This is a genomic window from Nocardia nova (assembly GCF_002933465.1).
GTDB lineage: Bacteria > Actinomycetota > Actinomycetes > Mycobacteriales > Mycobacteriaceae > Nocardia > Nocardia nova_B.
Genome location: NZ_PSZE01000045.1, coordinates 1 through 14603, shown reverse-complemented (window position 1 = coordinate 14603; position 14603 = coordinate 1). Strand labels below are relative to the sequence as shown.

Genomic DNA, 14603 nt, shown 5'->3' with positions numbered 1-14603 from the left:
CGGCGAAGAACACTTCGAAATGCACCTGCCAGGCGGCCGGCAATTCGGCGGAACAATAAAAGGGGTTCAGCGTTCACATGCGCAGCGGCAAGCCGGCACGGATGCGGTTCATGCGGTCTTCGTGCACGACGTGCGCGCGGTCGAGCAACGTGGTCAGGTCGTCGGCGCGGAACCGGTGCACATATTTGCCCGGCAGCCCGGCCATGGCCCGTTCCGATGCCAGCATCCGCTCGTAGGTGCGTTCGCGCACGGCCTGATCGGCCTCGTAGCCCAGGTCGAGGTACCGGGTGGCGTAGCGGCGCGCTCCGGCGACCGCGGTCTGCGCGCGCCCGGCCGGGCTCCACAGCGAGACCACCACCGTCACAACGAGAATCGCGACGATCACCACCAGCGACCACACCGTGGGAATCTCGGCCACCGGAACCGGGGCGCCGTCGTTGACGAACGGCACGCTGTTGTGATGCAAGGCGTGCAGGATCAGCTTCACGCCGATGAAGCCGAGCACCGCGGCCAGCCCGAAACCCAGGTAGATCAACCGGTCCAGCAGGCCCTCGAGCAGGAAGAACAACTGCCGCAAACCCAGCAGCGAGAACGCCGTGGCGGTGAACACCACAAACACGTTCTGGGTCAGGCCGAAGATCGCGGGAATCGAATCGAGGGCGAACAGCACATCGGTGCCGCCGATCGCGATCATCGCCGATACCATCGGCGTCAACCGGCGCCGGCCGTCCACGAGGGTGGTCATCGCATCACCGTCGTAGGAGTCGGTGGTGTGCAACAGTTTCCGGGTCGCGCGCACCACGAACCCGTCACCGGAGTGGGTGTCCTCGCTCTCGGGACGCAGCATATTGCCCGCTGTCACCAGCAGCACTCCGCCGAACAGGTAGAACACCCACGCGAAGCGATTGATCAGCGTCGCGCCGAGGAAGATGAATCCGGTGCGCGCCACCAGCGAGATCACGATCCCCACCAGCAGCACCTTCTGCTGGGCGGCGGCGGGCACCCGGAAGGCGGTGAAGATCACCAGGAAGACGAACAGATTGTCCACCGACAGCGCCTTCTCGGTGATGTAGCCGGCGAAGTACTCCACTCCCATCTCGGATCCGCCCAGCCCCCACACCGCGAACCCGAACGCCACCGCCACACCGATATAGGCCGCCGACCACACCGCCGACTCCGCCAGTGTCGGCGAATGCGCACCGTGTACGTGGAAGACGAAGTCGACCACCAGTAGGACGACGATCAGCGCCAGCGCACCGGCCCATGCCAGCAGTGGAACGGTCACGGCGGCCTCCTGTGCCCGAGGGGTCTCGGGTGACTGTAGCGCCCGCTTCCGGCCCACTCGCGTCCCCGGTCGGGGGCGGCGGCCTCGCCGGCCCCGACGCCGAGTTCGGCACCTTACAGCCTGTCGCGCAGCTGGGTGGCCAGCGCGGGTATCCGAGAGGCGGCGAAGAGCATCTTGAACTGCCAGTGGCTCTACAGGTCATCTTCGAGGTCGTTTCCAGACGAATCCGGAAACCGGCCCGGAATCGGTCACCTCGGTACAGGCGAATTCCGGCACCACCTCCGTCCAGCCCGGACGATTCCGAATCCACGTGGTCAGGACCGTCGGGGCGGATGCCCCGGGGCCTCGGCATGCGTGCCGTGACGAGTGGATGCCCCGCGTAACGGTCGGGTTCGCGGGGCATCCGGAGCGGATCAGGCCAGGTCGAACCGATCCAGGTTCATCACCTTGTTCCAGGCGGCGATGAAATCGTCGACGAACTTGGCTTCGGCGTCGTCGGTGGCATACACCTCGGCCAGTGCCCGCAGCTGCGAGTTCGAGCCGAACACCAGATCGACGCGGCTGCCGGTCCAGCGCTGTTCTCCGGTGGCGCGGTCCGAGCCGATGTAGGTGCCGTCGTCGGCGGGCGACGGCTTCCACTCGGTGCTCAAGTCGAGCAGATTCACGAAGAAATCGTTGCTCAGCACTCCGGGGTTGTCGGTGAGCACACCCAGCGGCGACTGCTTGTAGTTGGCGCCGAGCACCCGCAGCCCGCCTACCAGCACGGTCATCTCCGGCGCGGTCAACCGCAGCAGGTTCGCCTTGTCGACCAGCAGATACTCCGCCGACAGCCGGGTGCCCTTGCCGAGGTAGTTGCGGAAACCGTCGGCCTTGGGCTCGAGTGCGGAGAACGACTCGACGTCGGTCTGTTCCTGGGTGGCGTCGGTGCGGCCCGGGGTGAACGGGACACTGACCCCGAAACCGGCGTCGCGGGCGGCTTTCTCGATCGCCGCGACACCGCCGAGCACCACCACGTCGGCGAACGAGACGCGCACGGTGCCCGACTGTTCGGTGTTGAACGCCTCCTGGATCGCTTCCAGGGTGCGGATCACCTGGGCCAGCTCGTCGGGATCGTTGACCTCCCAGCCGTTCTGCGGTTGCAGCCGCAACCGGCCGCCGTTGGCGCCGCCGCGTTTGTCGCTGCCGCGGAACGAGGCCGCTGCCGCCCACGCCGTGGACACCAGCTGCGGCACCGTCAGGCCCGAATCCAGGATCCGCGCCTTGAGGGTGGTGATCTCGGTGTCACCGATCAGTTCGTGATCGATGGCCGGGATCGGGTCCTGCCACAGCAGGGTCTCCTCCGGCACCAGCGGACCCAGATACCGGGCCTTGGGCCCCATATCGCGGTGGATCAGCTTGTACCAGGCCTTGGCGAACTCCTCGGCCAGTTCCTCGGGATGGTCGAGCCAGCGCCGGGTGATCGGCCCGTAGATGGGGTCCAGGCGCAGCGACAGATCGGTGGTCAGCATCGCCGGGGCGTGGGTCTTCGACGGATCGTGGGCGTCGGGCACCGTGCCCGCGCCGGCACCGTCCTTGGGCACCCACTGCCACGCCCCGGCGGGGCTCTTGGTCTGCTCCCATTCGTAGCCGTAGAGGGTTTCCAGGAAACTGTTGTCCCACTTCGTGGGGGTCGGGGTCCAGGTCACCTCGATACCGCTGGTGATCGCGTCCTTGCCGACACCGGTGCCGAACGAGCTCTTCCAGCCCAGGCCCATCTGCTCGAGCGGCGCGGCTTCGGGTTCGGGGCCGACGTTGTCGGCGGGGCCCGCGCCGTGGGTCTTGCCGAAGGTGTGCCCGCCGACGATCAGCGCCGCGGTTTCCACATCGTTCATCGCCATCCGGCGGAACGTCTCGCGGATGTCGATCGCGGCGGCCAGCGGATCCGGATTGCCGTTGGGCCCTTCGGGATTGACGTAGATCAGGCCCATCTGCACGGCCGCGAGCGGGTTCTCCAGATCGCGCTGCCCGGAGTAGCGGGCGTCGCCGAGCCATTCCAGCTCCGGACCCCAGTACACCTCCTCGGGCTCCCACTCGTCGACGCGGCCGCCGCCGAAGCCGAAGGTCTGGAACCCCATGTGTTCGAGGGCGACGTTGCCGGTGTAGACGATGAGGTCGGCCCACGACAGTTTGCGGCCGTACTTCTGTTTCACCGGCCACAGCAGCCGGCGCGCCTTGTCCAGGCTGGCGTTGTCGGGCCAGCTGTTGAGCGGGGCGAACCGCTGCATACCGGCTCCGGCGCCGCCGCGGCCGTCCTCGATGCGGTAGGTGCCGGCCGCATGCCAGGCCATGCGGATGAACAGCGGCCCGTAGTGGCCGAAATCGGCCGGCCACCAGTCCTGGGAGGTCGTCATCACCTCGATGATGTCGGCCTTGACCGCCGCCAGATCCAGGGTGGCGAATTCGGCGGCATAGTCGTAGTCCGCGCCGAAGGGATTGATTTCGGCCGGATTGTGCTGCAGCACTTTGAGATTGAGTTGTTCGGGCCACCAGTCGCGGTTGCCGCCACCTTCGACAGGCCGCTTCATGCGGCCGACGACAGGGCATCCGCTCTCGGGTGGTTCGGTATTGGCCTCGGCGATAGGTGGATGTTCCTCAGGCACGGTCTTTCCTTTCCGAGTAAATGAAACGGGCTGTGATCACGGGGTCGATCGAGCGGTGGGCAGGGAACAGGAGGGGCACAGGCCCCAGTAGATGACCTCGGCCTCGTCGAGGACGAAGCCGTTGTCGTCGGCGGCGGTCAGACACGGTGCGTCGCCGACCGAACAGTCGACGTCGGCGATGACGCCGCAGGCACGGCACACCAGATGGTGGTGGTTGTCGCCGACGCGGGTCTCGTAACGGGCGACCGACCCCATCGGCTGGATCCGGCGCAGCAGACCCGCCTCGGTCAGCGCCCGCAGCACGTCGTAGACAGCCTGATGGGAAACCGTGCCCAGGGTGGCGCGGACCAGGCCGAGGATGGTGTCGGTGTCGGAATGCGGGTGGTCGGCCACAGCGGTCAGCACCGCGATCCGCGGGGCCGTCACCCGCAGCGCGGCCCGGCGCAGCATGCGCTCGAAATCCGCCGTAGTGGACACGGTCCGAAGTATGACTCATTCAAGGAACCGGTAGGCGCGGTTCTGAGAACCAAATTGCCGAATACTCCGCATCCGGGCGGTGTCGCCGGGGCGCACGCGCGGTCGCGCCGCCCACCGCGGTGCCGGGACCGGGCCGCGGCGCGGGGCGGCCGGTCGAAACTCGACCGACGTCTCGCTTTCTGTTATCCGTGTGATTTCTGTGGTTTCTGTTGCCAGTGACCACACTGCAATTCGGGGCTCAATTCCATAACGACCGTCACGAAAACCGTGTCTCGGAGACTGCGGTATCCAGGCTTTCCTGTGCTCGAGCTGGCAAAAGTCTGGCTACCTGCTGTCGAAAAGCTTCGCAGTTACCAAAAAATTACTTTTTATCCGAGCGTGCCCGCCCACCGAATCTACGTACGACACACACTGCTGTGCGGTACATCCCGTGCCAGAAGGTTGAACCGGTGAACGCGATGAAATTCAACGATGTGGGTGACCCGCTCGCGGCGACCGGCTCGGACAGGGGTCTCGCCGTGACCTCGCGTGCCCTGCGCGGGGGCGGGAACAGTGGCCGTGACGGCTCCCAACCCCGGGGTGGCGTCGAATCCGCGAGCCGGCGAATGCGATATCACCGGCTCCACCGTAAGCGCATGCACTGAACGGCCCGGCGATACGGGCGGGGCGGTTGCGCGGCGTCCCGGGGGCCGTGACCACCGTCTTCACATCCGGTCCCCGCCGCGGCCGACGCGTCGGCCGGGCGCCGCACGAAATTCCGCCCGCGGGCCGCGGAGCGCCGTCGCGCGCCGACGAAATCCGCGGCACGACTTTCGACCTACTTCACGCACAGCGGGAAATGTCGCTTCGCCGGAAGATCCGGCATCTTCGTTCCCGCGCTGAGGTAATAGATCCGATGGAGGACCGGTGACCCAATTCAAGAGCAACTTCGGCGATGATCGACGCGACCCGAAGTCACCGCGGATCGGCACGTCACCCGCAGACGGTCATCCAGCCTCCGGAAACGGCGCCCACAGACGCGCACCGGGGGAGGGTTTCCCGCGCCCAGCGCCCGACGGCGTATTCAAACTGACCGCTGCTCAGCGGGGAATATGGTTCGCCCAGCATCTCGCGGGCGACTCACCGATTTCGGTGGCGCAATATGTCGAAATACTCGGCGAATTGAATACCGAATTGCTCCTCGAAGCGTGCCGCACCGCCGGCACCGAATTCGGCTCCGGGCATCTGCACCTCATCGAGGTCGACGGTGAGCCCTGCCAGTTCGTCGACCACCTCCCCGACGCCCCGGTCTCCGTCGTCGACCTACGCCGGCACGCCGATCCGGTGGCGACCGCGCACCGGCTGATGACCGAGGACTACGCCGCACCACTGGATCTGCTGCACGACCACCTCATGGTGTGCGTGGTGTACCGAGTCGGCGACGACCACTACCTGTGGTACCAGCGCGCCCACCACATCGCGCTCGACGGATTCGCCGCGGTGACCATGCTGCAGCGCATCACCGAGCTGTACAACGCATGGCTGCGCGAGGAGGAACCCACCCCCGCCGCGGCGAAAGATCTGACCGAGATCACCGACCAGGACCTGGCCTACCGCGGATCGACTCGGTTCGACAACGACCGCAACTACTGGACCGAGCATCTGGCCGGCGCGCCGCCGGTGGTCAGCCTGGCGGGCCGCGTCGGCAAACCGACCATACATCCGGCACTGGTCAGCGCGGCGCTGTCACCGGACACCGCGGCACTGCTGGACGCCGTCGTGGCCGAACGCAGCACCAGCGTCACCCCGATCGTGGTGGCCGCCTTCGCCGCCTACCTGGCCCGGATGACCGGCAGCGACGAGGTGCTGCTGAGCCTGCCGGTGTCCGGCCGGCACTCCGCGTTGCTGCGCCGATCCGGCGGCATGGTCGCCAACGTCGTGCCGCTGCGGGTGCGCGTCGGCTCCCGGTCCGTCGGCGAACTGGTCGACGCCGTGCAGGGCGAGCTGACCAGCGCGCTGCGCCGTCAGCGCTACCGCCAGGAAGACATCTTCCGCGACATGGGCATCGCCCGCGACGAGACCGCCTCGTTCGGTCCCGCCGTGAACCTCATGATGATCGACAACGAGGTCGTGCTCGGCGACACCACCGGGCGGCTGCACGTGCTCACCTCCGGGCCGACCGCCGACCTGTTCGTCAACATCTACCCGGGCGCCGGCAAAGACAGCACGCACATCGATTTCCAGGGCAATCCCAACATCTACCAGCCCGACGAACTCGCCGGCCACCACAGCCGCTTCCTGATGTTCCTGCACGAATTCCTCGCCCGCGGCACGCGATACCGCGTCGACCGGCTACCGCTGCTGACACCCGAGGAATCGGCACACCTGCTGCCCGTACGCGGCGGCGACGCCGCCCCGGCCAGGCTGCTGCCCGACATCCTCGCCGAGAGCGCGCACCGGCATCACGCCGCGGACGCGATCGCCACACCCGGCGCGACCCTGACCTACGGTGAGCTCGACATCCTCTCCTCACAACTGGCACGGCAGTTGATCGCGCGCGGCTGCGGCCCCGAAACGACGGTCGCGATCATGCTGCGCCGCTCGGTCGAATCGATCATCGCCGCGTGGGCGGTCGCCAAATCCGGGGCCGCCATCGTGCAGGTCGACCCCGAATATCCCGCCAAACGCATCGAGCACATGATCGCCGACAGCGGCGCCCGAGTCGGCATCACCATCACCGCCTACACGGGCCGGCTGCCGCACTCCACGGCACCGGTGGTGCTCGACGATCCGAGGACCGCGGCCGCCTGCCGCGACACCATCGGCGCGCCGATCGGCGACAGCGAACGCACCCGTCCGCTGCGCCCGAACGACCTCGCCTACCTCACCTACACCTCCGGGTCCACCGGCACCCCGAAAGGGGTGCAGGTCACCCACACGGGCCTGGCCGACCTCATCGCCGACCGCAGCGACGTCTGCGGCGTGGACGCCACCGCGCGCGTGTCCTACGCGCTGTCACCGAGCTTCGACGCCTCGCTGGAACAGTTCCTCGTCTGCTTCGCCAACGGGGCGACCCTGCTCGTCGTGCCACCCGAGGTGATCGGCGGCGACGACCTCACCGACCTGCTGGCAGCACAACACGTCACCCACCTCACGCTCACCCCCGCGATGCTGGCGAGCGTGGATCCGCGGCAACTGACCGATCTGCGGGTGGTCGTCGTCGGCGGCGACGTGTGCCCGCCACACGTGATCGAGCGGTGGACACACGACGCCGCGATGTTCAACGAATACGGGCCGACCGAAACCACCATCACCGCCGCGAGCGCGCCGATCACCCCGGGACGCGACCTCACCGCCGGCGGCCCGATCCGCGGAATGTCGGCGATGGTGCTCGACCGGTGGCTGCAACCGGTGCCGAAAGGTACCGCAGGAGAGGTGTATCTGGCCGGGCCCGGCGTGGCGCGCGGCTACAGCCGCCGCTTCGCCGAAACGGCGGCCCGGTTCGTCGCCGACCCCCACGGCGGTCCCGGGCAACGGATGTACCGCACCGGCGACATGGCGCGCTGGGTCGGCGACGGCCCCACCCTGGAACTGGAATTGCTGGGGCGCAGCGATTTTCAGGTCAAGATCCGCGGATATCGCATCGAGCCCGGCGAAATCGACGCCGCCCTCACCGCCCACGCCGACGTCGACATCTCCGTCACCGTGCCGGTGCGCAACAACGCCGGCGCCACCGTGCTGGCCTCGTACGTGGTGCCGCTGCGCGGCCGTCACGTCGACCCGCTCGCACTGCAACGCTTCGCCCGCGACACCCTGCCACCGCACCTGGTGCCGGCGGTGATCGTGCCCCTGGACGCGCTGCCGGTCAACGCATTCGGCAAACTCGACCGCGCCGCGCTGCCCGCGCCCGCGTTCGGCACCACCACGGCCGGGCGGGCACCGTCCACACCGCGCGAACACCGGGTGGCGCAACTGTTCAGCGAAATACTGGACGTGACCGAAGTCGGCGCCGACGACAGCTTCTTCGCCCTCGGCGGCGACAGCATCCTGTCGATCCAGCTGGTGGCACGCGCCAAGGCCGAGGGCCTGAGCTTGTCCACACAGGACGTGTTCGAGCACAAGACCGTCGCCGGGCTCGCCGCGATCGCCGCCGACGCCGGCGGCGGCCCGCACCTGGCCGAACTGCCCGGCGGCGGAGCCGGAACCATGCCGCTGACCCCCATCGTGTACGCGATGCTGGCGCGCGGCCGATTCGATCGCTTCGCCCAGGCCACCCTCGTCGAACTGCCCGCAGACGTCGAACACGCCGACCTGGTGGCGGCGCTGCGCGCGGTGATGGACCGCCACGACATGCTGCGCGCCGCTCTGCGCGACGCCCACTCCGCCGCCCCGTACATCGAGGTCGCCGAGCCCGGCACGGTGGACACCGACGCCCTCGTGCACTCGGTGCGACTGCCACGCCGCGACGCCACCGAGGTCGATGCCCGACTGCAAGCCGCCGCGGATCGGCTCGACCCCGCCAATGGCATTGTGGTGCAACTGGTTCGGATGAGCGACGACACACCCCGCCCCGACCTGATGTGGGTGGTGATCCATCACCTCGCCGTCGACGCGGTCTCGTGGCGGATCCTGCTCGGCGATCTGGCGCAGGCATGGCATCGGATCAGCGCCGGCGCCGAACCGGCCTTCGGTCCGGCCACCACCACGGTCCGGCGCTGGAGCCACAGCCTCACCGACCGGGCCGCCGAACGCCGCGCAACCGAACTGGACCTGTGGAAGAGCATCCTCGCACCCGGCGACACACTGCTCGGCACACGAGCACTGGACCCGCGCCGCGACACCGCGGCCACCGCCGGCCGGGTCGAAGTCCACGTCCCCGCCGACGTGGCCGAGGCGGTGCTCACCACCGTCCCGGCCCGCTTCCACGGAACCCCCAACGATCCGCTGCTCGCGGCGCTGGCACTGGCGCTCGGGCAATGGCGGCGCCGACACGGCGCTGACGCGGACACCGAACTGATCTCGCTGGAAGGCCACGGCCGTGAGGAACACGCCGTGCCCGGCGCCGACCTCAGCGCCACTGTCGGCTGGTTCACCACACGCTTCCCGGTCCGCGTGGACCTGCGCGGACTCGACAGCGACGACGCGTTCGCCGGGGGAGCGGCCGCCGGAACCGCGATCGTGCGGGCCAAGGAACACTTGCGCGCGATACCCGACAGCGGCATCGGTTACGGCATACTGCGCTGCCTCGACGCCGAGGCCGGTGCGGAACTGGCCGCCCTCGCCGAACCACAGATCGCGTTCAACTATCTGGGACGTGTCGGCGTCCATGAACAGTCGGGGGCGTGGATGCCGACCACGGAATTCCCCTCCCTCACCGGAACCGGTGATCCGGCGATGGCGCTGCCCGCCGTCCTGGACGTCAACGCGATCGCCGAACCGGGCCCCGACGGCCTCGAACTCGACGCCACCTGGGAATTCGCCGCCGAGGTGCTGGACGCGGCGGACGTCGAGGAACTCGCCGGGCTCTGGGTGCGGGCCCTGCGCGGGCTCGCCACCCACGTACGATCCGACGCCGCCGGCGGCTTCACACCCTCGGACTTCCCGCTGGTCGACCTCGACCAGGACGACATCGACCGCTGGCAGCTGGAATACCCGACGATGACCGATGTGTGGCCGCTGACCGCATTGCAATCCGGTCTGCTGTTCCACGCGATCTACGACACCGACCGCGCCGACGGCTATACCGTGCAGGCGACACTGACCCTGGCCGGGCAGGTCGACACCGACCGGATGCGCGCGGCCGCGCAAACGCTCATCGACCGGCACGACAGCCTGCGCACCGCATTCGCCGAAAGCGCCGCCGGGCCCCGCCAGATCGTGATGAGCGGTGTCCGCGTCGACTGGCGCGACAGCGATCTCACCGAGATCGCGGACACCGGCGAACGCGCCCGCGAACGCCGGCGCATCACCGCCACCGCATCGGCCCCGTTCGACACCGCCCGGCCGCCGCTGCTGCGTTTCCATCTCATCCGCACCGGCGCCACCGCATTCGAGCTGCTGCTCACCAACCACCACATCGTGCTCGACGGCTGGTCGATGCCGTTGCTGATCCACGAACTACTCACCCTCTACGCCGGCGACGGCGACCCCGCCGCACTGGCGCCCGCCGGCTCCTACCGGGACTATCTGCACTGGCTACACGAACAGGACCGCGACGCCGCGCTCACCGCATGGCAGACCGTGCTCGCCGGAATGGAGAGCCCCACCCTGGTCACCGGGCGCCCGGACCGGACCGTGCCCCCCGACAACGGCGAGGTCAGCCGCAACCTGGACGCGGAAACGACCGCCGCGATCACCGATCTGGCCCGCACCTTCGGCGTCACCGCCAACACCACCGTGCAAGTCGCGTGGGCGGTGCTGCTCACCACCTTGACCGGACGCTCCGACGTCGTGTTCGGCAACACCGTCTCCGATCGCCCACCCCACCTGCCGGGAATCGAGCGCATGGTCGGATTGTTCATCAACACTCTGCCCGTGCGGATCCGGCTCGAGCCCGGCGAAACCGTCGCCGACCTGCTCACGCGTGTGCAATCCGAACAGGCCGCCACCCTCGATCACCGTTACCTCGGCCTGGCCGAACTGCAGCGCGCCACCGGTTTCACCGACATGTTCGACACCGTGACCGTGCTCGAGTCCTACCCGCTGGACCGCGAACAGCTCGCGCACAACCTGCACGACGCCGGACTGCGCCTCGTCGACATCGACGCCCGCGACGCCACCCCGTATCCGCTGAGCCTGCAGGTGACCCCGCCCCGGCCCGGCCGAGCCGGCGACTCGGACGCCGCCGGCTCGGCCACCCACACCGTGATGCTGCGCTTCTCCTGCGACCGGCTCGACGCCGACACCGCCCGCACCCTGCTCGACCGTTACGCACAGATCCTGAACCGGATCGCCACAGACCCCACGACGACGGTCGCCGCGATCGCGGTGAGCTCGAATTCCCAACCCGCCGAACCGCGTGCCGCGACCGGCACCGCACCCGCCGGCCGCACACTGCGCGACATCCTCACCGACACCGCTCGCGCCCACCCGGACGCGGTGGCCGTCCGCTCCGATACCACCACCCTCACCTACCGGGAACTCGCCGCGCGTGCACATCGGCTCGCGCAACGGCTGCTCGCCCAGGGCGCACGACCGGAAACCGTTGTCGCCGTGGTCGTTCCGCGCTCGACCGAACTCGCCGTCGCGATCTGGGCCGTCGCCGAAACCGGCGCCGCGTTCCTGCCGCTGGATCCGGGCAACCCCGCCGAACGCCTCGCCGACCTGCTCGCCGACTCCCGCAGCGCCCTCGGTGTCACGACCAGCGCCGTCGCCCACCACCTGCCCGGCACCGTCGAGTGGACGCTCGCCGACAGCGACCCGGCCCGCGAAACCGGCCCCACCCCGGCCGCCCAGGAGCTGCTGCTCGACCACGCCGCCTACCTCATCTACACCTCCGGCTCGACCGGTAGACCCAAAGCCGTCCACCTCACCCACCGCGGCCTGGCCGGACTGGTCGCCGAACACGCCGACGCCTTCGGCGTGGACACGACCTCGGCCGTCCTGCAGGTCGCCTCACCGGGATTCGACGCCTGCGTGTCGGAACTGCTGCTCGCCCACGGCCACGGCGCCTGCCTCGTGATCGCACCCCCCGACGTCTACGGTGGCGCCGGCCTGGAAGAACTGGTGCGCGTCCACAGGGTGACCCATGCGATCATCACCCCGTCGGTGCTCGACACCATGGACCCCGCACGCGTGCCGCAGCTGACGACGGTCGCGGTCGTCGGCGAGGCCACCGGCCCCGATCTCGTCACCCGCTGGGCCCCCGCCCGGCGACTGATGAACCACTACGGGCCCACCGAAACCACGATCTGGGCCACCGGATCCGACGGCCTCACCCCCGGCGAACCGGTCACGATCGGCACCCCCATCCGCGGACTGTCGGTGACCGTACGCGACATGTGGCTGCGACCGGTCCCCGACGGTGTCGCCGGCGAACTGTACGTGCGCGGCCCCGCCCTGGCCCGCGGCTACTTCGACCGCCCCGCCACCACCGCGGCACGCTTCGTCGCCGACCCGCAATCCCCGCACGGCGGACGGCTCTACCGCACCGGCGACACGGTGCGCTGGACACACACCCCACGCGGCCCGCAACTCGAATACCTCGGCCGCAGCGACCAGCAGGTCAAAATCCACGGTCAGCGCATCGAACCGGGAGAAATCGACGCCCGCCTGACCCGCCACACCAGCGTGGCCGCCGCCACCACCGTCGACCGGCCCGGACCCGCCGGCGAACCCGTCCTGGTGTCCTACGTCGTCGCCGCACCCGGCGCCACCATCGACCCGGCCGCGCTGCGCGCCGGCCTCGAACACGAGCTGGCCCACTATATGAACCCCACCGCCATCGTGGAACTCGAGCAGATGCCGCGCACCCCCGCCGGCAAGATCGACCGGAAAGCGCTGCGGGAATACGACTTCCGATCCGATCAGCTCACCGGGCGGGCGCCGGCCACCGCCGAGGAAGAACTCATCGCGAAACTGTTCGCCGAGGTCCTGCACCTGGACACCGTGTACGCCGACAGCAACTTCTTCACCCTCGGCGGCGACAGCATCGTCTCCATGCGACTGGTCGCCCTGGCGCGCTCGGCCGGACTCACCCTCACCCCCCGCGACGTGTTCGAAGCCAAAACCGTTGCGGCCCTTGCCGAAATGGTCCGCGACACCGTCACCGATCCGTCGCTCTCCCACGGACCGGTCCACCGCGCCGAAGATCGACCCCCACGCCCCGCGGACTTCCCGCTCGTCGAACTGACCACCTCCGACATCGAACGACTCGCACACCGCTACCCCGACCTGGCCGACGTGTGGCCCCTGTCGCCGATGCAAGCCGGAATCCGCTTCCACTCCAGCTACAACGCCGACGCCGGCGACAACTACACCGTCCAAACCACGATCGCCTTCACCGGAGCCGTCGACGGTGAACGTCTGCGCCGCGCCGCCCAAGCCCTCATCGACCGGCACGACATCCTGCGCGCCGCCTTCACCGACACCACCAGCGGTCCCTGCCAGCTCGTGCTCGACCACGCCCCGGTCCGATTCCGGCAGATCGACCTCACCGCCACCACACCCACACCCACCGCCCCCGACGTCGACCACCTCGCCGCCGCCGAGGCCGCCGAAGGTTTCGACCTGACCGCGCCGCCGCTGATCCGCTTCACCCTCATCACCGTCGGCCCCGACACCTTCCGGCTGCTCGTCACCAACCACCACGTGATCCTCGACGGCTGGTCCATGCCGCTGCTGATGGGCGAACTGCTCGAGTACTACGGCACCCCCGCGCACATCGACACCGCCGAACCCGCCCCCAGCTACCGCGACTACCTGGCCTGGCTGCACCGCCAAGACCTCGCCGCCTCCGCCGCCGCATGGGCACACGAATACGCCGACGTGGAATCACCCACCCGCGTCGCCCGCGCCGACGCCGCCACCCGCGACACCTCCGCCGGCGAAGTCGACGCCCTCCTACCAGCGGACCGGGTCGCCGACCTGCGACGACTCGCCGCCGACGCCGCCGTCACCGTCAACACCGCAGTCGCCGCCGCCTGGGCGCTGACCCTGCGCGAACTCACCGGCGACACCGACGTGATCTTCGGCTCCGCCGTCTCCGGCCGTCCCCCCGAACTGCCGCAGGTCGACCGCACCCTCGGCATGTTCCTCAACACCATTCCCGTGCGCGTCCCGCTGGAGCCCACCCTCACCATCGAACAACTGCTGACCCGGATCCAGCGCTACCAGACCCGCATGCTCGACCACCATCACATCGGACTACCCGATATCCACCGCGCCGCCGGAACCACCGCCCTGTTCGACACCGCCGTCGCATTCCAGTCCTTCCCCGTCGACCGGTCCGCCCTGCAGCAACTCGTCGACGCCGCCGGCCTGCGCATCGACGACATCACCGGCGTCGACGCCACCCCCTACCCGCTGAGCCTCGTCGTCGCACCCGAACACACCGAACCCGAAGCGCCCCAAGCATTGCGGCTCACTCTGCGTTTCCTCGACGACGAATTCGACACCCGCCGCGCCCGTCGCATCCTCGACCGCTTCACCGAACTGCTGCACCGCATCGCCGCGGACCCCGCCACCCGCCTCGCCCGCCTCACCGCCACCACCCAGCCGCTACC

4 protein-coding genes are annotated in these 14603 nt (G+C 69.1%); 1 reads left to right on the top strand and 3 read right to left on the bottom strand.

Annotated elements, in window-relative coordinates; translation table 11 throughout:
• Positions 1–73: 73 nt before the first annotated feature.
• From C5E41_RS31270 to C5E41_RS31260, 3 genes are all read right to left on the bottom strand, one after another.
• Positions 74–1285 carry a TerC/Alx family metal homeostasis membrane protein gene (locus C5E41_RS31270; RefSeq protein ID WP_104379294.1) on the bottom strand — a complete coding sequence of 404 codons (1212 nt, stop codon included), beginning with the start codon at positions 1283–1285 and terminating at the stop codon, positions 74–76.
• A 413-nt stretch (positions 1286–1698) separates the two neighbouring features.
• Positions 1699–3924 carry a catalase/peroxidase HPI gene (gene katG / locus C5E41_RS31265; protein ID WP_104379293.1) on the bottom strand — a complete coding sequence of 742 codons (2226 nt, stop codon included), beginning with the start codon at positions 3922–3924 and terminating at the stop codon, positions 1699–1701.
• A gap of 36 nt (positions 3925–3960) precedes the next feature.
• Positions 3961–4401, bottom strand: coding sequence for a Fur family transcriptional regulator (locus C5E41_RS31260; RefSeq protein WP_104379292.1), 441 nt, complete (start codon positions 4399–4401; stop codon positions 3961–3963).
• 906 nt (positions 4402–5307) lie between these two features.
• Here C5E41_RS31260 and C5E41_RS31250 point away from each other — a divergent pair.
• A partial coding sequence (locus tag C5E41_RS31250) for a non-ribosomal peptide synthetase (protein ID WP_258081381.1) occupies positions 5308–14603 on the top strand: 9296 nt, incomplete at its 3' end.